Genomic DNA, 19028 nt, shown 5'->3' with positions numbered 1-19028 from the left:
TTTCTACTAAATCCGTGCTGGACAAACTACCATTTCTAAAAAAATAAGAAATCGGCCAGCTAGCAAAAAATAAGTAAAATATAGAGAAGGTTTTATATAATGTAAAGAAGAAAAGTTCAACATAAAAACTGCATGTCAATTGTTGAAGGATGTAACAATTGACATGCAGTTCGTGGATTGGATTTTATTTGTATTGATTTAATCTTTCAAGGGCTGTTTTAGGTAAGATTGGAATTGAAATAGTAAAAGTAGTACCATCTTCATTACTAGTCATTTTTAATGTACCGTTATGATTTTGAATAATTTTTTTCGTTACTGACAAGCCCAAACCTGTGCCGGAATCTTTTGTTGAGAAGAATGGATCAAAGATATAGTCTTGAATCGCTGGTGGAATACCAGTCCCATTATCAGTGAAAGTAATACGAACAAAATTATCTAGGCGGTAACTAGTGATTTGGATAGAAAGTTTTTTTTCTCCTTGAGCATCGACAGCGTTCTGGAATAAGTTTAAAAAAACTTGCACAAGTTCATGACGATCAATATGAACTAATATATCATCTAATTCGGTAGAAAAATTATAATCAATTGAAATGTTATGTAAAAAGACTTCGCTAGCTAGTAACTGTTGAATATACTCACGTAAAAATGTATTAATGGGAAAGGGTTCTCTTTTAAATTCACGTGTTTTTGAAAGAGATAAAAATTTTGTAATGATACTATTTGCTCGATCTAATTCAGGAATAAGTAAATTTTTAAATAGTTCTTTATTAGATGGAGAAACACTTTCTTGTAAAAATTGTAAGTATCCTCGTACTGTTGTAAGAGGATTTCGTACTTCGTGTGCAATTCCAGCTGCGATTCGCCCTGCTAACGAAAACTTCTCTGCATCACGTTCTGTATTTAAATAATGAAAGACACTAATAACTCTAAAAATCTCCCCGTTATAATCACGAATAATTCGGTTATTTATAATGCCATAGTTTTTGTCTAAAACTTCTTCATTATATATTTCTGTTCCCGTTTTTAATGTTTCAATCGCTTTAATTTTTTCTTCCGGCAAGTTTAGTAATTGTTGAATCGGTTTTCCGATAATATCATTTCGTATTACACCGAAATCATCTGCAGCAACTTGATTACATAAAGTAATATTCCCTTTATTATCGACAAAAGTTACATGATGTGAAAAGGCATCAAAAATATGTACAAAGTGTTTTTCGAGTTGTTCAAATAAAAATAATGAATCACAAGTAAGTTGAAAATGAGCCTCTTTATTCTCTTTTGGTATTTCTTGAATGGAATGGGTTGTTCTAGTTTTCTTTATTCGTAAACCAATATGTGGATTTTTGTATGTGAAATGATGTGGTAATTGATTCACAAGTTCTTCATAAAAACGTACTTTATTTTCTAGTTCTTCAATTCGTTTTTCATGAGATACAGTAGCATCGTTTGGAAGCATAAATAAATAACCCCTCATTTTAAAAATTCTTCCATATAGTATATCATATTTTTATAAGGATACTCTTAAAGAAAAGGCTACATGATGCAAAGTGTTTGGAAAGTGAATAGAAGATGAAGTTAAAAAGGGAGGGGTATATGTGCTGTTTATTGGAGTGACAGGATGGGGAGATCATGATTCTTTATACATAAATCCCTATGAAAATAGAAATAAATTACGAACATACAGCGAGTATTTTCCTATAGTAGAAGTGGATAGCTCATTTTATGCGATGCAACCTGCACGAAACTATACAAAATGGGCAATGGAAACACCGAAAGATTTTTCTTTTATCGTAAAAGCATATCAAGGAATGACAGGACATATGAAAGGTGAAATTCCTTTTTCTACGTTCGATGAGATGTTTGATGTATATAAACAATCTATTCTTCCTTTAATTGAAGCTGGTAAATTAAAAACGATTTTATTTCAATATCCACCATGGTTTGATTGTAAAAAGAAAAATGTAGATTTTCTTCGATATACGAAAGAAAAAATGGAAGGTTTACCATGTGCAATAGAATTTCGAAATCAAACATGGTTTTATCCAGAAATGAGAGATAGGACGTTACAGTTTCTAGAACAAGAGAAATGGATTCATACAATTTGTGATGAACCACAGGCTGGGATAGGTTCTGTGCCACTCGTGTTAGAGGTTACGAATTCAGACATGGCATTAATACGTTTTCACGGTCGAAATGTTCATGGTTGGCTTGATAAAGGGGAAAACTGGAGAGCAGTTCGCTGTTTATATCGCTACAACAATAAAGAACTGGAAGAATGGGTTGAACGATTAGAGCAATTAAAAAAGAAAACAAAGGATATATACGTACTGTTTAACAACAATTCAGGTGGGGATGCAGCAGATAATGCGAAACAGCTTATGAAAATGATGAACATTACATATGGTGAGCCGAAGCCGGAGCAATTAAATTTTTTTGAATGATAATAAACAAGAAAGGCACTGTACAAACAGGGGGAATGTACAGTGCCTTTCTATATGAAAAAGAGGGGTAACAATGTTACTGAGCGTTTGGTTGATTCATCAATTGTTGGCTTCATAATAAATGATAATGGTTATCATTATCATTGTCAATGGTTTTTCTAAAAATATATAAAAAACTTTGTATATTTTAAATAGAGATAAAAAAAGAACAGCATTAATGCTGTTCTTTTCCGTTGACGAATTGTTGTAAATCAAAAGGAGTTATCGCCTGGATAAATTCTTTTGAGATAAGTGTTTGAACGAGAGTGCTCTCAGAGATAGAAGCACCTGTTTTCTTTTCATAAGCTTGTTTTAATAAATCAAGTTTTTCAGCCGTTTCTTTTGGTAATTCAATTGTAAGTGTGTTCATAATTTCTCCCCCTTATTATTAGAGTACCACTACAGTATAGGAGAGACAAGAAAAGAGAATATGAAATATAAAAAAGGTTACCAAATTTTCAAATGGTAACCTTTTTTATGTATAAGAGTTATTAAGCAATACCGATATACTTTAAAGTTTTTGATGGAGTACTGTGATCAAAGAAGTGTTGTAAAAATGCAATATCAACACCTGATTTGTATGCACAATAACCCCAAGTTTTTCGAAGTGTATGTGAGCTAATCCCTTCTAATCCAACTTCTTTTGCAGCTTTGTTTAAAATGTACCATGCATGTTGTCTCGTAATAGATTTTGTTCCTTTTTGAGATTTTAACAATGGTTCATTACGTTTCCAAGTTTTACGTTCTTTCATGTAGTCTTCGATTGCGTGCTGTAAGTCTTCATTTACAGCAAACCATTTATGTTTCTTCACTTTTTCATTGTAAAATAAAATGGAATGGCGAACATTTTCATTTTCATCGATTACATCACTAACTTTTAATTGTAAGATTTCACTTACTTTTAAGCCAGAATTTACAGCTAATACGAATAATAAGCCATCACGTTTCGAAGATTGTAAAAGTATATTTTTGATAGTTTCTAATTGTTTTTCATTTTGAATAGGTTGTCCTGCTTGTTTCATTTCACGCACTCTCCTCTTTTATATGTGTAAAGGAAAGGATTAACTTGTTTCTTACTATAAAGGGAGAGTGTGAATTTCATGTGAACTCCTAGTGAAATTAAGACAAATTATTTGACTTCTTTTACTTTTTGTAAATTGAAATAGAATACAACACTGTTAGTCGTATTATACACACCGTATTCGGCATGATGGAGGTCTAAAATGTTTTTTACAATAGATAATCCGAGACCGGTACCTCCAGTGTGACGGCTACGTGATGCATCTAGACGATAGAAGCGATCCCAAATTTTTTCAAGACTTTCTTCAGGGATAGGGTTTCCTGTATTCTCGATTTCGACTTTTACGGTATCTTCTGCTTCTATAATGGAGACTTGTATTTTTTCTCCCTCTGGCGTATAACGGATTGCATTACTTAGTAAGTTCACAACTACTTGCTCAATGCGACTGCGATTTGCTTTAACAAGGATAGAAGGGTCTGCATCGATGTTCACTTGTAAATGTTTTTCTTCCATGCTAAATAATAATTTTGTGTAGACTTGTTGCGTTAATTCACCGATTGAGAACGTCGTCATATCTAGTTTGTAAGTACCAGATTCCAACTTTGCTAATTCTAACATTTCAACAATCAGCCTGTTCATATTTTCTGTTTCTTCTAAAATAACATCAGTATAATACGAAGTATCCTTACTAACACCATCTTTAATTCCTTCTGCAAAACTTCTAATTACACTTAGCGGTGTTTTTAATTCGTGTGATACGCCAGAAATGAATTCTTTTCTTGTTTTTTCTAATTGACGTTCACGTTCAATATCTTGTTGTAACTTTGTATTAGCAACATTTAATCGATCGATTCGATCTTTTAAATTTACAGATAATGTATTGATACTGCCAGAAAGCCCGCCAATTTCATCGTCAGCTGTAACAGGTAATTTCTCGCTGAAATCAAAATTAGCCATTTTTTTTGTAACACGATTTATTTTAATTAATGGCTTAACAATGATTTTTGAGTAGTAGAAGGATAACAAAATAATTACGAGAAACACGATGATTAAGGCATAGACATAATAATCTTTTAAAACGAGCATCGCTTCATTAACAGGCTGCAAAGATGCTATCGCAAAAGCGTATTCTGTAATCCTTCCATTTTCTATAATCGGTTTTACAAAGATACTATTTTTTATATTTTCTCCGCCATCTAATATGAAAGTACTTAATTGGTTCGAGTTAGAAGTTCCCTCTCTAATCATATCTGCAAAATATTGAACGGCTTGTAATGTTTCAATATCATTTGCAAGACGAACCTCCGCTTTGGATGGGAGCTGTAACTTAGTTATAACACCTGTAAAGACGATTCGAGTTGTAGATTTGTATCGGCTTGCAAGTCTGTTCTTAGAAGGGTTACCATTAATTGACTGAAAATCCGAATAGAAATGTTCGTTCTGCCATTGATTATAATTCGTTCCTAATTTTTGTGGTGTGATTATATTATTCTCTTGTACGACTCCATCAACATTGATTATTACATCTTTTTTTAAACCTAAATTTTCGAATTTATTATATTCTTCTGGTGTTAAAAGATTGTTGAGTGGAATGGAATACTGTTTATTATTGTTGGGATTAAATACATCGATATAGTAATTGTTATCACTTTTAATAATACCGTTAGAATCCAAAAACTGCATATCGGCATTTGTTTTATCATGAAATTCTTGTTTTAGTTTTCTAACCTGCTCATAACTTTTATCACTTTTATCATAATTATCTACGAATTTTTCAAAAGCAGTTTGGACTGTTTTTACTTTCTTATTAATATAAAATTTCTCTAAAAATAGAGATTGTCCTAGGAAAAAAAGTAGGAATATGATTGTAAATAAAGTGGATGTTAATAAAAATAGTTTAAAGACAATACTTCTGTTTTTCACTGCGTCACCTCTTATGAGAAATACTGTAAATGATTTCTTTATCCCGTTAAATCCGATTGGTTCAACTAATAATCAGTGGGGGATGGAAAAAACCTCCACTGATTAAAGTTTCACTTCATTATAACAAACGTTACAAGAAAGTAGAGGGGAGAAATCTGTCTCTTTATAAAGTAGTTATTTATAAAAAGTCACATAAAAAGAACTCGCCAGACGTATGACAAGTTCTTTAGTGTATTATTGTTGAATTGCTGCATCTAAAGCGATTTCAATCATTTCGTTAAATGTAGTTTGACGCTCTTCAGATGTTGTTTCTTCGCCAGTGAAGATGTGATCGCTAACTGTTAATACAGATAATGCATTTACACCGTATTTCGCTGCTAATGTGTAAAGAGCAGTTGTTTCCATTTCTACTGCTAATACACCGTAATCTCCAAGTTTTTTAACTATGTCCATGCTTTCACGATAAAACACATCTGCTGTTAAAACGTTACCGACACGAACGTGTAATCCTTTTTCAGTTCCAGCATCATAAGCTTTCTTTAAAAGGTCAAAGTTTGCAGCTGGTGCAAAATCAAATCCTGGGAATGTTAAACGGTTCATATTAGAATCAGTACAAGCCGTCATTGCGATAATAACATCACGAACTTTTACATCTTTTTGAATTGCACCGCAAGTTCCAACGCGAATTAAATTTTTAACTCCGTAGCTTTGGATTAATTCGTTTACATAAATAGAAATAGAAGGAACACCCATACCTGTACCTTGAACAGATACACGTTTTCCTTTATAAGTTCCAGTGAAACCTAACATACCACGCACATTATTATAGCAAGTAACGTCCTCTAGAAATGTTTCAGCGATATATTTTGCACGTAATGGATCACCAGGTAATAGAATAGATTCAGCGATTTCGCCTTGTTTTGCTTCGATATGTACACTCATAAAAAAGTCCTCCTTATAATGTATTGATAGAAATCAATATCATTTGCATTATACACTACGAATCCTTTCAATTAAAATCTTTTTATTATTTGTAATATGTGCAAAATAGGAGGATTTCATAAATCATAATCTAGAATATATATCTTAAGAAGTTTTGTATGAATAGAGACAATAAAAATGGTAGGTGATGTTTTGAAAAATCTTGTCATTGGGCTTATTGCGTTAGTACTTATTGTGGCAGGAGGATTTTACATAAAAAAATATCAAGAAAACGAAGAGACTGTAGGAGATGTTCAGGAAGTAAAGTGGGATGTTTCAAATGGAAAGGGAAATGAGAAAGTAGATATTGTATTTCAGTTGTTAAACAACAAGAATAATGAAATTCGTGGTGTAAATGATCAAATGCGGGCAGTGATTGTAGATGGACAGTTAAAAAACATACAACAAATTAAACCCACATTTGCAGGGAACGGGTCATATAAGTTATCTTCCAAAATAGCGAAAGACGAAGAATATACAATATTTTTATACGAAGACAAAAATAAGTCCGTAGAGTCATTCGCTAGGAAGAATTTTGGTAGAACGAAAGAGGAGAACAATAAGAAAAAAGTGAAATTTCCAATCGACAGTGTACTTACAAAAAAAATAGGAGAGTATGAAGTTTCTCTTTTATTTGGCGCATTACATCCGAATGAACCAGTTACGTTAACATTTCAGTTTCAAGCGAAAAAGGGTGAAAAATTGAAATTGCATTCAGAGAGAGGAGAAGTAGAGTCACTCTATATAGTGGATGAAACGAAGGAGAATTTTTTATACGCTATGCCTGTAGATACGGATGAGCAATTACAATACCGAATTACATTTCCTGCCGAGGGCACGTATAAAATGTGGGGGAATTTCTATATAAATGGTAAGAAGTATGAAAAAGAATTTATTGTACAAGTTCAAAAAAGAAAAAACAGCTAAGAATTTAGCTGTTTTTTCTTTTTCCTATTAATTTTGTTACAGAGAGCATTGTAATTGGTAAAGAATGATTCTTCCTAAATGCTAAATATTTACCGCTCCATGCTGGTTTATATTTTTCTTTAAAATGTCGTAATCCGCTGAAACTATACGTATAACGAACGTTATTAAAGATTGCAGCAGCCACTCGTTCAGACCAGAAAGACTGTGTGGATAAACCAACATTTGAAAGTGGTGCCATACCGATATTAAAGGAGTGGTATTCATTTTCTTTTGCCCACTGGAATAAGTGGATGAAAATTGCGTCCATAATGCCGCTAGGCGCATCTGGATAATATCGCATTAAATCGACAGATAATGATCCGTTTTGATATACAGGCATGAATGTTGTGAATGCAATAATTTTTCCATCCGCATCAGATAATGTTGCGATAGGAGCGCGACTAATATATTCACGATCGAAGTATCCGAGTGAAAAACCTTTCTCTTTTTTTCCACCAAGCCATGCATCTGAAACTTTTCTTAACTCTTCATATAATTCGTCGGAGAAAGGTGGCTCATGAATAGAGAATGTATAGCCTTCTCTTTCAAAACGGTTGAAAGTAGCTCGCATGCCAGCGCGTTTCTTTCCTGTTATTGTAAAGGTATTTAAATCAACAACAGCTTCTTCACCAAGCTTAAAGAAGTTATAACCAAAATCGTGGTATAAACTCATCCATTTACTTTCAATTTGATAGAATACACAAATGTATCCAAATCGATCAGCCTCAGCTAAAAACTCTTGCAATACAGTACGATAGGAGGAAGGGGCCCCAATTGGATCACCTAGTACAATAAGTCGTTTTCCAGTTATTGAGAAGAGAATGAGTGCTTTTCCATCACTACTGAAAAAGAACTGTTTATCTCCTAAAAAACCTAAATGACTAAGTACATTTCCACCATGTTCATCTAAGAAGTTTTGTAATCGTTTATCATTAGCTGGTTGCCCGGGAAATTCATTTCGATAACGATTTGCAATGAGTGAACCAATTAGTAAAAAAGTAGGAACAAAAAAGGCAGCTGCTAATGCACTTCGTTTTACTTGTGTAATATTACGAACGACAAAATCAGGTTTGAAAGCTTCTTTTGCACCTGCAAATAAAATACCTAAGTTTTTATATAAATATAACGTTACAAGTAGGAATATAAAAACTTTTACGATATCGGAAAGTGAGACTTCCATTTTCTCACGTACAAACCTTTTACGAAGCATATACAATACAGCGAGTACGATTAATAAAATAAAAGTTTCTTCAACATCAATTCCTTTTAGTGTGTTAAAAATAGCCGCTCCAATTAAAGAAACAATCGTCATATAATAAGAACGTTTTGTTCCGTAATATATCCCCCGCGAAAGAATGAGGAGGAGAATACCGAATGTTAGCGATAAGCTAAAAGAAAATTGAATAAGATGTTTTGGAGCTAGAATATGTAAGGCGTGTGCCCGATTTATACTTGTCGGTAGAATGGTTGATAAAATAACCATTAAGCCAGCAAATACTGTTAAAGCAGCAGATGCCCAAGAACCTAACTTTCCTAGAAAGTCACGCTGCAAAGTCCATATAACACCAGTTGTCTCTAATGCAGGCGCAATAAAAGGTTTATCTTCAAACTTTTTAATGGCTACTCCTGTCATTTCAAAAGCTGCAAAAATGAGACCAAGGCAGAAGGGCAAGATGTAATAGACGAGACGATATAATAACATAGCAGGGAGTAAAACACCTGTATCGATGCCGTATTGCCCAAGCCCAGTTAAGAAGACAAGATCAAATGATCCAAGGCCACCAGGAACAAGACTAACGACACCAGCTAAAGCAGCAATAACATATACGCCTAAAAACTTTTGGAATTCGATTTCAATGCCAAATAATAGTAATATGACGTACATAACAATACCAGCAGATACCCATTCGACTAATGAAACTAATGAGTATAAAACAGTTGGGTTTTTCTCCTCTTCTTCTTGTTCCTCTGTTTGCGTCGCTTTTCTATTTTTTAATTTAGAAAATCCGATATATATAGGGACGAAAAGAGCGAAGAAGATAAGAACAGGCCATAGCCATGGTTTTTCATGCAAAATAAATCTCGTGTCTAATATTCCGATAAGACCAAGAAATGAAAGAATGGCTAATCCATTAATAAAGGCAGTTGTCATCCAAGCGATACTTTTAATAAGTTTTCCATTTTCTTTTATATATGGACGATAAAGCATTGTGCGTACGCCGGCTCCAACAAGACCACCAAACCCGATAAATCCATTTAAAGTATTAGCAATCCACGAGATACGGAAAATCTTTTGGACAGGAATATCAGCTTTTAAGTAACGAAGCATAACATAGTCATAAAAGAACATTGTTGATACAGCGAATGCACCAAGTGTAATTGCTAAAAAGACTCCTCCAGTTGGAATGTTTTTAATTGTATCAATCGCTTCTAAAAAAGAAATGCCCGCTAATTCTTTTTTTGCTTGAAAGAATACAATTGTTAATACAACAAATGGGAAGATAATTTTCCCGATTTGTAAGAAACGTTTCCATGAAAACGACATAAATACAACTCTCCTTGTATAAGAAAACTGAGACAATAATATTATTATGACAAACTTCAAGAAAAATAAAAAGGTAATTTCCTGTATAGGGGAGCTATTTTTTATATAGGTATATTTAAAAGAATATTTTGTTTATCAGAAAATTAAGTTAGAATAAGGTGAAAGAAGGGTGAGGGGGGAGTATATGATTATAAAAGGTTACGTAGGATATGAGTTAGAAAAAGAGAAACCTAATACATCAGAAGATTTTTTTAACAGATCTGAAGTGACATATATTAAATGGTAAAGAGAAAACTTTTTCGGTTTTATACGTTCGATATTTTGAAGAAGTTTTACAAGAAATTACTCCTTTTGAAGGAAATCCAGTGTATAAAGTAGAAGAACAAAACATATATTTGCGCGATATTGTAGCGATATGTTGTTTAATGAAAGATAAGGAGCTTCGTGCGCAAAAACGTTTGTATTTAAATAATATGGAAGAATTTCAACAATATTTTGATGAGGGAACGGTGTCGAAAGTACAAGAAATATTGGCTGAATTACATAAAAATAAAAGAGTAGAAATAGCGTGAAATGGCAAAGGAGAGAGAAAAAATGTCTAATTTTATGGTTGAAAATCAAACAGAACAAGTTTCTATATTTTTAGAAGATGCTATTAATTTGATAACCAATTATGTAAATTATCATACGTTACCTTCTTTATTAGAGGAAACACCAGCAGGGAATGAGCGATATTATAAAGGGTTATTAGCATCAATGAGACGACTTCTCGTTTTTTGCGAAGAAGGACAGGATGCATGTTTTGTTTTGTTGAATAGCCAGCCATTTCGAAAAACAGCAGCTGAAAAAATTTTATATAAGATTTACCATCAAGTAATTGCAGAGTTTTTTTCACCGAAGAGTGATCATTGGTATGAAAATAGTCGGTCTGCATATACAGGGAAAAATTCTATCGTTTTTCAACAAACACCACCTGCATCTTTAGAGCAAGTGATGAAGAGTTTAGAAGGTAAATTTCAATTGATGCGTGAAGAACTAGAATATTATGAGACGGATTATCAGACAAAGATGTTACACAAATATTGATTGAGGAAAAGAAGCTAAGGTGACTTAGCTTCTTTTCCTTTTGTACAGTTATATAAGGGATTTTCATTGAATATAGTTAAGTGGATAGCATTAGGGAGGTGCAACATGAATCAGCAAGGTGTATTTACAGATTACTTTCATGAAGTAGAAAATTGGTGTGAAAGTGTTCTTCACGTATTAGATAGTCGCGCAATGGAAGTGTATGATGTCCATATGCTTGCTTATAAAATTCAGACGTTATTAGAGCGTATGAAAGAGCATGAGTATGAAACAGATGCAGAGTTTATGTATGAAATAAGCGATGATGTAGAACATATTCAGCATCACTTGCAGGAAGTATTTATGCAAGAAGAAGAGGAATATGAATTATATGAAAGAGGGGATAGTGAACGAGCTGTCCCAATTGGAGGACATACACTCCCGCCATTACCTTATCCATATAATGCGTTAGAACCGTATATTTCTAAAGAAATTATGATGTTACATCATGATAAACATCATCGGAGTTACGTGGAAGGATTAAATAAAGCAGAGAAGATGATGGAAGAAGCGAGAAAAACAAATAAATTTGATTTAATTAAGCATTGGGAAAGGGAAGCGGCTTTTCATGGGTCAGGTCATTACTTACACACGATATTTTGGAATAACATGAAAAAAGACGGTGGTGGAAGTCCAAGAGGAACTTTTTCACAACAAATTGAACAAGATTTTGGGAGCTTTTTACGTTTCCAAAAACATTTTACAGAAGCAGCCTCTAAAGTAGAAGGTTCAGGCTGGGCAATTCTCGTTTGGGTACCCCGGTCTGGAAGGTTAGAAATTTTGCAAAGTACACTTCATCAATTATTTACACAATGGGATACGATACCGCTCCTTGTACTAGATGTCTGGGAACATGCGTATTATTTACAATACCAAAATCGAAAAGATGAATATATTAAAAACTGGTGGAATGTTGTAAATTGGCCTGATGTAGAAAAAAGGTTTGAAACTGCGAAACAAATTGAATGGAAACCATATTAGACGCAAATTCTCTGCGTCTTTTTTAATGGAAGTAGAAGGAAGATTTCGTTCATATTTTAAAAGGCCAAGCATACACTTGTACAAAAAGTGCCAAAAGGACGTGGGGGGAAATATGAGACGAATTTGTGTAATCATTACGCTTCTTATGATGTATGCAAGCGTTATGCCGATTCCTACATATGCAAAGATGAACAGCAATGTTAGTGCTCGAAATGCTGTATTAATGGAGCAACAGTCTGGTCGTGTATTATACGGAAAGGCAGAACATGAGCCTCAAAAAATTGCTAGTATAACAAAAATTATGACCGCCTTATTAGCTGCTGAATCAGGGAAGATGAAAGAAATGGTATCAGTTAGTAATGAAGCGGTGAGGGTGGAAGGATCGGCAATCTATTTAAAGCCTGGACAAAAAGTGAAGTTAGAAGATTTAGTATACGGACTCATGCTTAGATCTGGTAATGACGCAGCGCAAGTAATTGCTGAAAGTGTGGGTGGGAGTATAGATGGATTCGTATATTTAATGAATCAAAAAGCGAAAGAAATTGGAATGAAAGATACGCACTTCTCAAACCCTCATGGCTTAGATGGAGATGGATCACATTATTCGTCGGCTTACGATATGGCATTATTAACGAAATATGCAATGGGAAACGAGACATTTAAGAAAATCTTTGGAACCAAAACATATAAATCAGATTCTTGGGATTACCCGTGGAAAAATAAACATAAGCTGGTAACGTCTTATTATGAATTTGCAACAGGGGGAAAAACAGGCTTTACGAAGAAAGCTGGGCGAACGCTTGTTACAACGGCATCAAAAGGTGGACTAGATTTAATTGTCGTAACTTTGAGTGCCTCTAGTGATTGGGATGATCATATGAATTTGTTTGATAAAGGTTTTGACCGTTTCAAACAAACGAAAGTTTTAGGACAAGGAGCAATTGCTGAAATAAATGAAAAGAAGTATGCCAACCATGTTTATACGAAAAATAGTTTTTCGGTACCGTTAACTGAAGAAGAAAAAAAGAACGTAGTATTAAAAGTTGAACTCGATAAAAGTACAAAACTTACGGATGGAGTAAAGGTTGGGAAGACAGACATTTATGTTGGTAATGAAAAAGTTGGAGAACGGAATTTATTTTATAGTAAACGAAAGTTAGTAGCTACAACGGGACTTTACTGGAATAATGTGAAAGAAATTTTTTCTTACATGATAGGTGTTGGGAACGATGGTTAATCTCGTATGGGTAGCGATGGCTGTCATTGGGATTGTATACGCCATGATAAATGGAACGATGGAAGAAGTGAATAAAGCTGTATTTGACGGAGCAAAAGATGCGGTAACGATTTGTATAGGACTTATTAGTGTTTTAGTATTTTGGCTCGGTTTAATGAAAATTGCAGAGGAAGCCGGATTGTTAAAAAAATTAGTTACACTTTTTATGCCGATAGTAAAAAGGTTGTTTCCAGAAATACCAAAGGATCATCCGTCTATGGGATTTATTCTATCAAATATGATGGCAAACTTTTTTGGTCTAGGTAATGCAGCGACCCCTCTTGGTATTAAAGCGATGGAACAACTGAAAGAGTTAAATGGAGGAAAGGATTCGGCGAGCCGTTCTATGGTGACGTTTCTAGCATTAAATACATCAGCTATTACATTAATTCCTACGACAGTCATTTCCATTCGAATGACGTATGAATCAGCGAATCCTACTGAAATTGTTGGGGTAACATTTATTGCACAAGTACTTTCTATGATTGGGGCAATTTGGATTGACCGCTATTTTTACCGAAGAAGGAGTAGAAAGGGGCGGAAAAAATGAGCATTGTAAATACAATTTCCTTATGGGTAATCCCTTGTGTAATTGGTTTTATCCTTTTATATGGCACAATAAAGAAAGTGCCGACGTATGAATCGTTCGTTGAGGGAGGAAAAGAAGGGATTCAAATTGCAATTTCCATCTTACCGTTTATGGTTGGAATGCTTGTGTCTATTTCTATATTCCGGTCTTCAGGTGCGTTAGATGCAATGATATCGGTAATGAAGCCAATGTTAGATTTGATCCATGTTCCAGCAGAAATTGTACCCTTAGCACTTATACGCCCTATTTCAGGCTCTGCTGGTTTAAGTATTACGACCGATTTAATTGCAACATATGGGCCAGATTCGTTTATTGGGAGATTGGCTTCTACGATGCAAGGGAGCACAGATACGACTTTCTATATTTTAACTGTATATTTTGGAGCGGTTGGGATTAGAAAAATGGGGGATGCACTAAAAGTAGGACTTTTTGCAGATTTAATCGGGATTATATGCTCAATTGTGTTCGTTTCTTTATTGTTTCAGTAATACTATTCATTTTTTACGCTATTTCGCTTATAATACGTATACGACCACTATTAAGGTGTAGCTTAATAGTGGTTTTTTTATGTGGTATTTTTGACAAAATGATGAACTTTTATTGTGAGAAATATGAAAAATATGGACAATAATAAAGGGTAAAAACATGATTTGACCTTTATATGTTTATTATCATCGCTATGTTGTTTAAGTAAGATGAAGCGAATAGCCGTAAAGCGTATGCGGTTGCCAAGTCTTTCTAATGTAAGGTAAGATAAATTCGAGGTGAAAAAAAGAAATGGAACGATTACAAAAAGTGATTGCGCAAGCAGGTATTGCATCGAGAAGAAAGGCTGAGGAATTAATTCAGCAAGGAAAAGTGAAAGTTAATGGAAAAATAGTGAAAGAGTTAGGGACAAAAGTAACTCCTCAAGATAAAGTAGAAGTAAATAATATCCCTCTTGAAAAAGAAGAACCTGTTTATTTTTTACTATATAAACCAACTGGCGTAATTTCAAGTGTATCAGACGATAAAGGAAGAAGTGTTGTAACGGACTTTTTCCCGGAAATTACACAACGTTTATTCCCAATCGGACGCTTAGATTATGATACGTCTGGCGTATTATTAATGACAAACGATGGGGACTTCGCAAACGTATTAATGCATCCTAGATATAAAGTTGAAAAAACATATGTTGCAAAAATAAAAGGGCCATTAACAGGTGAGAAAATTCGCATGTTAGAACGCGGTGTTACGTTAGAAGACGGTAAAACAGCACCAGCACGTGTGAAAATTATTTCTTGGGACAAGCGTAAAGAGATGGCTATTGTACAATTAACAATTCATGAAGGACGTAATCGTCAAGTACGTCGTATGTTTGAAGCGTTAGACTGTAAAGTAGTGAAATTAAAACGTGAACGTTATGCTTTCTTAGAAGTAGGAAGCCTGCGACCTGGTGATGCGAGAGAATTGACACCACATGAGGTGAAACAATTACGCGCGCTTGCTTCTACAAAGCCAAGATAAGCTATAGAGTTAAAAATTCACCAGTGGAGTGCTCTGCTGGTGATTTATTCAATACAACATTTACAGAAGATAATACATAACATTTACCGAGGAGAGGAGAGGTAATATGAAGAAAAATCGCTTATTATTTCGCGTTATTATTCTACTCATTTTATGTGGTGCTGTAGGATTTACCCTTTATCAAGGATTCTTTGCTAATAAAGAGAAAATGCAAATCGGAAAAGAAGCACCTAACTTTATTGTGACGGATTTAGAAGGAAAGAAAATTGAACTAAAAGATTTAAAGGGAAAAGGTGTATTTTTAAACTTTTGGGGCACGTGGTGTAAACCTTGTGAAAAAGAAATGCCTTATATGAATGAATTATATCCAAAGTATAAAGAAAAAGGCGTTGAAATCATAGCGTTAGATGCAGATGAAACGGATATTGCAGTAAAGAACTTTGTGAACCAATATGGTTTGAAATTCCCAGTTGCCATTGATAAAGGACAAAAGATTATAGGAACATATGGAGTAGGTCCTTTACCGACAAGCTTTTTGATTGATAAAGATGGAAAAGTAGTGGAGCAAATTATAGGGGAACAAACGAAAGAACAGTTAGAAGGGTATTTAAAGAAAATTACTCCGTAATAAAGAAAGCCTTTACATAAGGGGTGCGTGTTTATAGTGCCTCTGGTTTAAAAATTCTGAGTATTGCGGTAACTTGAGGTTAGAATATACAATAGTACATATAGATACAGGGGCGGTGAGAGTGTTGAAAGAAATTAAATGTGAATGTGGACATGTTAATCCGATAGGAACCGTTTTTTGTGAAGCTTGCGGGAAACCATTTGAAAGCAATGAAAATGCAAAACTATTGGATATGCGCTATGAGGGGAGTGCACGGAGATCTCTCACGCAGACAAAAACGATAGTCGATAAAATTTGGAGCTTTTTCTCTTCTGTAAAAGTAGGTGTATGGCTAATCGTAATAACTTTAGCTGCATCAGCGATAGGAACTATATTTCCGCAAGAAATGTACATAACTCCAGGTATTGCACCAGCTGAATATTATAAACAAGAATATGGATTTTTAGGACAATTATACTATCAATTAGGGTTTAATAATTTATACGGTTCATGGTGGTATATGATTTTGATTGCTTCTATCGGTATTTCACTTGTGATATGTAGTTTAGACCGCGTTATTCCACTTTATAAAGCTTTAAAAAAGCAAGGCGTAAAAAGACATCCTAGTTTTTTAAAGAGACAGAGATTATATGGGACTGGTACACCGCAAGAAGGTGACCTGGAAAGAGTGCAAGAGAATTTAAAGAAAAGAAACTATAACGTGAAAGTGGAAGACGGAAACGTTTTAGCAGAAAAGGGACGCTTCTCGCGTTGGGGTCCATATGTAAATCATATCGGTCTTATTATCTTTTTATTCGGTGCGATGCTTCGTTTTTTACCGAGTATGTACGTAGACGAAGCACTTTGGTTACGTGACGGTGAAACGAAAGAAATACCAGGGACGGATGGACAATACTACTTAAAAAACGAGAAATTTATAAAAGAAGTTTATGATAAAAGTAAGGACAAGGAAGTTTTTGATGAAGCGATTGATCGTGTAGGCGATAAAATGATTGCGAAAAACTTCCAAACGAATGCCGTATTATATAAAGCAGTAGGAGAAAATATAGCAGGACAAAAACCGAAATTAGAAAAAGTAAAAGAAGCGGAAATTCGAGTGAATGAACCACTGAAATTTGATCAATTTGCAGTGTATCAAGTGGATTATAAAGAAAGTGAATTTAAAAGTATGTCCTTTAACTTGCAAAATAAAGAAAATAATCAAAAGTGGGGACCAATTAAAGTAGATTTAACGAATCCTAAGGAAAAATATGATTTAGGAAATGGTTATTCTCTAGAACTATTAAGCTATTTTCCTGATTTTTATTTTGATGAGAATGGAAAACCAAATACAAAAACGAAATTACCAAACAATCCTGCATTTGTATTTAAAATGTTTACACCTGAAACACCAGATGGTGAAGTGAGTTTTGTTGGTATTCAGCAAAATATAGAACCAGATGGAAACAACAAATATAAAATGTCGTTTGCAGGTGTTGAAATGCAAAATGCAACAGCACTTACTGTAAGAAAAGATTTAACGCTTTGGATTCTCGGCATTGGAGGATTTATATTTATGGTTGGTGTCATTCAAGGTATGTATTGGAATCATCGCCGTATTTGGATACAACGTGTTAATGATGAATGGTGGATTGCAGGGCATACAAATAAAAATTGGTTCGGTTTAAAGAAAGATATTGAAAGAGTACTAGAAGGTACAGCAATTCCACAGCCAAATGATAAAGTAATTGATAAAAAAATTAGTTAAGGTGGGGAAACGATATGGTGCAAATAAGTAGTAACTTTCTCTTTACCGCATTTATTTTATATTTAATTGCCACTCTATTTTTCGGGGGAGCAATTAAAGAAAAGGGTCATAAATGGGCAAATGTAGGAATAACGATTACAATTTTAGGGTTTATTGCACAAACAGTATATTTTGTTACAAGGTGGATTGCATCAGGACATGCGCCAGTTAGTAACTTTTTTGAATTCGGTACATTTTTCGGCATGATGCTTGTAGGAGCATTTATTGTCATGTATTTTATGTACCGTGTAAGCATAATCGGACTATTTGCATTACCAGTTGCGCTTTTATTAATTGCCTATGCAAGTATGTTTCCGAGGGAAATATCTCCGCTTATTCCATCTTTAAAAAGTAATTGGTTACATATTCACGTGACGACGGCAGCAGCAGGACAAGCCATTTTAGCGATTAGTTTTATTACAGGTGTTATGTATTTATTGAAAAATGTAGATCAATCGACGAGAAGTAAACGTACATTTTGGCTAGAGACGGTAGTATTTACACTTGTTTGTACAGTTGGATTTATTGGAGTAACAACGGTATTTTCTAGTATGAAATATGAAGCGAAGTTTCAATGGATTGATAAAAATGAACAACAAGTGGAAATGAAATACAATCTTCCGGCTTTAGTTGGACCGCACGAAGGGAAGTTACTGACAGAAAATAAATTAGAACCGGCAGTTGAAGTTCCAGCGATTGTAAATGCGAAAAAATTAAATACTGTTATTTGGTCAGTGTTAGTTGGAACATTACTGTATATTGTATTAAGACTTGTTTTACGGAAGCGAGTATCGGCGGCACTTCAGCCGTTAGTAAAGAATACGAATAGTGATTTACTAGATGAAATCGGATATCGATCTATTGCAATTGGATTCCCAGTGTTCACATTAGGTGCATTAATTTTTGCGATGATTTGGGCACAAATAGCGTGGACACGTTTTTGGGGCTGGGATCCAAAAGAGGTTTGGGCACTTATCACTTGGCTCTTTTATGCGGCAGTATTACATTTACGCCTATCAAAAGGATGGCATGGAGAGAAGTCAGCTTGGCTTGCAGTAATTGGTTTTGCAATCATTATGTTTAACTTTATTGTAGTAAACTTAATTATTGCCGGTTTACATTCATATGCATAGAGAAATAAAATAGGGGAGTGCATGTCACTTTCCTATTTTATTTTTGTCAACTTTTCTTCTTTTTTGAGAAAAACATGACAAAGTAGCG

General features: G+C 34.2%; 17 protein-coding genes and 1 pseudogene. 12 read left to right on the top strand and 6 right to left on the bottom strand.

Going from position 1 to position 19028, the window contains the following annotated elements:
- Window positions 1–184: 184 nt before the first annotated feature.
- Window positions 185–1456: an ATP-binding protein gene (locus tag ACTFSL_RS01900; RefSeq protein WP_000937244.1), complete on the bottom strand. Its 1272-nt coding sequence runs from the start codon at window positions 1454–1456 to the stop codon at window positions 185–187.
- A 139-nt stretch (window positions 1457–1595) separates the two neighbouring features.
- Here ACTFSL_RS01900 and ACTFSL_RS01895 point away from each other — a divergent pair, with 139 nt between their 5' ends.
- Window positions 1596–2441 (top strand): DUF72 domain-containing protein, encoded by an 846-nt coding sequence (locus ACTFSL_RS01895; protein ID WP_000897361.1) that lies wholly within the window; start codon window positions 1596–1598, stop codon window positions 2439–2441.
- 214 nt (window positions 2442–2655) lie between these two features.
- On the opposite strand, the gene ACTFSL_RS01890 is transcribed toward ACTFSL_RS01895, so the two are convergent.
- The 4 genes from ACTFSL_RS01890 to deoD form a co-directional block, all read right to left on the bottom strand.
- Window positions 2656–2850: a DUF3924 domain-containing protein gene (locus ACTFSL_RS01890; RefSeq protein ID WP_001094860.1), complete on the bottom strand. Its 195-nt coding sequence runs from the start codon at window positions 2848–2850 to the stop codon at window positions 2656–2658.
- Between the two features lie 121 nt (window positions 2851–2971).
- Window positions 2972–3502 carry a tyrosine-type recombinase/integrase gene (locus ACTFSL_RS01885; RefSeq protein WP_000806236.1) on the bottom strand — a complete coding sequence of 177 codons (531 nt, stop codon included), beginning with the start codon at window positions 3500–3502 and terminating at the stop codon, window positions 2972–2974.
- A 107-nt stretch (window positions 3503–3609) separates the two neighbouring features.
- Window positions 3610–5424: a sensor histidine kinase gene (locus ACTFSL_RS01880; protein ID WP_000797516.1), complete on the bottom strand. Its 1815-nt coding sequence runs from the start codon at window positions 5422–5424 to the stop codon at window positions 3610–3612.
- Between the two features lie 234 nt (window positions 5425–5658).
- Complete coding sequence (gene deoD, locus ACTFSL_RS01875; RefSeq protein ID WP_000110703.1) at window positions 5659–6366, bottom strand: purine-nucleoside phosphorylase; 708 nt, start codon at window positions 6364–6366, stop codon at window positions 5659–5661.
- 177 nt (window positions 6367–6543) lie between these two features.
- Here deoD and ACTFSL_RS01870 point away from each other — a divergent pair, with 177 nt between their 5' ends.
- Window positions 6544–7332 (top strand): hypothetical protein, encoded by a 789-nt coding sequence (locus ACTFSL_RS01870; protein ID WP_000232610.1) that lies wholly within the window; start codon window positions 6544–6546, stop codon window positions 7330–7332.
- Window positions 7333–7336: 4 nt separating this feature from the next.
- On the opposite strand, the gene mprF is transcribed toward ACTFSL_RS01870, so the two are convergent.
- Window positions 7337–9916, bottom strand: coding sequence for a bifunctional lysylphosphatidylglycerol flippase/synthetase MprF (mprF, locus tag ACTFSL_RS01865; RefSeq protein WP_000010845.1), 2580 nt, complete (start codon window positions 9914–9916; stop codon window positions 7337–7339).
- A 184-nt stretch (window positions 9917–10100) separates the two neighbouring features.
- Here mprF and ACTFSL_RS01860 point away from each other — a divergent pair.
- The 10 genes and pseudogenes from ACTFSL_RS01860 (at window position 10101) to resC (ending at window position 18940) form a co-directional block, all read left to right on the top strand.
- A pseudogene (locus tag ACTFSL_RS01860) lies at window positions 10101–10488 on the top strand (hypothetical protein).
- 22 nt (window positions 10489–10510) lie between these two features.
- Window positions 10511–11002 carry a YpuI family protein gene (locus tag ACTFSL_RS01855; protein ID WP_000064519.1) on the top strand — a complete coding sequence of 164 codons (492 nt, stop codon included), beginning with the start codon at window positions 10511–10513 and terminating at the stop codon, window positions 11000–11002.
- A 105-nt stretch (window positions 11003–11107) separates the two neighbouring features.
- The gene (locus ACTFSL_RS01850) at window positions 11108–12022 is read left to right on the top strand and encodes a superoxide dismutase (RefSeq protein ID WP_119683149.1); all 915 of its coding nucleotides are present in this window, start codon (window positions 11108–11110) and stop codon (window positions 12020–12022) included.
- Window positions 12023–12134: 112 nt separating this feature from the next.
- Window positions 12135–13259 carry a D-alanyl-D-alanine carboxypeptidase DacB gene (gene dacB / locus ACTFSL_RS01845; protein ID WP_001252638.1) on the top strand — a complete coding sequence of 375 codons (1125 nt, stop codon included), beginning with the start codon at window positions 12135–12137 and terminating at the stop codon, window positions 13257–13259.
- Window positions 13252–13848: a spore maturation protein SpmA gene (gene spmA / locus ACTFSL_RS01840; RefSeq protein WP_000247811.1), complete on the top strand. Its 597-nt coding sequence runs from the start codon at window positions 13252–13254 to the stop codon at window positions 13846–13848. The genes dacB and spmA overlap by 8 nt, the downstream gene beginning before the upstream one ends.
- Window positions 13845–14375 carry a spore maturation protein SpmB gene (spmB, locus tag ACTFSL_RS01835; protein ID WP_000029514.1) on the top strand — a complete coding sequence of 177 codons (531 nt, stop codon included), beginning with the start codon at window positions 13845–13847 and terminating at the stop codon, window positions 14373–14375. The genes spmA and spmB overlap by 4 nt, the downstream gene beginning before the upstream one ends.
- A gap of 289 nt (window positions 14376–14664) precedes the next feature.
- Window positions 14665–15393, top strand: a complete 729-nt coding sequence (gene rluB, locus ACTFSL_RS01830; protein WP_000440556.1) for a 23S rRNA pseudouridine(2605) synthase RluB — start codon at window positions 14665–14667, stop codon at window positions 15391–15393.
- A 106-nt stretch (window positions 15394–15499) separates the two neighbouring features.
- Window positions 15500–16021 carry a thiol-disulfide oxidoreductase ResA gene (gene resA / locus ACTFSL_RS01825; RefSeq protein ID WP_000742192.1) on the top strand — a complete coding sequence of 174 codons (522 nt, stop codon included), beginning with the start codon at window positions 15500–15502 and terminating at the stop codon, window positions 16019–16021.
- A 121-nt stretch (window positions 16022–16142) separates the two neighbouring features.
- A complete protein-coding gene (gene resB, locus ACTFSL_RS01820) occupies window positions 16143–17768 on the top strand; it encodes a cytochrome c biogenesis protein ResB (RefSeq protein ID WP_000910522.1) in 1626 nt (541 codons plus the stop codon).
- 14 nt (window positions 17769–17782) lie between these two features.
- On the top strand, window positions 17783–18940 hold the full coding sequence (gene resC / locus ACTFSL_RS01815) for a cytochrome c biogenesis protein ResC (protein ID WP_000250083.1): 1158 nt from the start codon (window positions 17783–17785) through the stop codon (window positions 18938–18940).
- Window positions 18941–19028 lie beyond the last annotated feature (88 nt).

It is taken from the genome of Bacillus cereus group sp. MYBK108-1 (assembly GCF_051917185.1).
GTDB lineage: Bacteria > Bacillota > Bacilli > Bacillales > Bacillaceae_G > Bacillus_A > Bacillus_A cereus.
This window is presented reverse-complemented; position numbering and strand designations above follow the sequence as displayed.

What these genes read in the sequence shown, in the direction of transcription:
- spmA (WP_000247811.1), top strand. Translation starts at nt 13,252, where the DNA reads ATGGTTAATCTCGTATGGGTAGCGATGGCTGTCATTGGGATTGTATAC.
- ACTFSL_RS01850 (WP_119683149.1), top strand. Translation starts at nt 11,108, where the DNA reads ATGAATCAGCAAGGTGTATTTACAGATTACTTTCATGAAGTAGAAAAT.
- ACTFSL_RS01855 (WP_000064519.1), top strand. Translation starts at nt 10,511, where the DNA reads ATGTCTAATTTTATGGTTGAAAATCAAACAGAACAAGTTTCTATATTT.
- resA (WP_000742192.1), top strand. Translation starts at nt 15,500, where the DNA reads ATGAAGAAAAATCGCTTATTATTTCGCGTTATTATTCTACTCATTTTA.
- ACTFSL_RS01870 (WP_000232610.1), top strand. Translation starts at nt 6,544, where the DNA reads ATGGTAGGTGATGTTTTGAAAAATCTTGTCATTGGGCTTATTGCGTTA.
- resC (WP_000250083.1), top strand. Translation starts at nt 17,783, where the DNA reads ATGGTGCAAATAAGTAGTAACTTTCTCTTTACCGCATTTATTTTATAT.
- rluB (WP_000440556.1), top strand. Translation starts at nt 14,665, where the DNA reads ATGGAACGATTACAAAAAGTGATTGCGCAAGCAGGTATTGCATCGAGA.
- ACTFSL_RS01885 (WP_000806236.1), bottom strand. Translation starts at nt 3,502, where the DNA reads ATGAAACAAGCAGGACAACCTATTCAAAATGAAAAACAATTAGAAACT.
- mprF (WP_000010845.1), bottom strand. Translation starts at nt 9,916, where the DNA reads ATGTCGTTTTCATGGAAACGTTTCTTACAAATCGGGAAAATTATCTTC.
- ACTFSL_RS01900 (WP_000937244.1), bottom strand. Translation starts at nt 1,456, where the DNA reads ATGCTTCCAAACGATGCTACTGTATCTCATGAAAAACGAATTGAAGAA.
- spmB (WP_000029514.1), top strand. Translation starts at nt 13,845, where the DNA reads ATGAGCATTGTAAATACAATTTCCTTATGGGTAATCCCTTGTGTAATT.
- dacB (WP_001252638.1), top strand. Translation starts at nt 12,135, where the DNA reads ATGAGACGAATTTGTGTAATCATTACGCTTCTTATGATGTATGCAAGC.
- deoD (WP_000110703.1), bottom strand. Translation starts at nt 6,366, where the DNA reads ATGAGTGTACATATCGAAGCAAAACAAGGCGAAATCGCTGAATCTATT.
- ACTFSL_RS01890 (WP_001094860.1), bottom strand. Translation starts at nt 2,850, where the DNA reads ATGAACACACTTACAATTGAATTACCAAAAGAAACGGCTGAAAAACTT.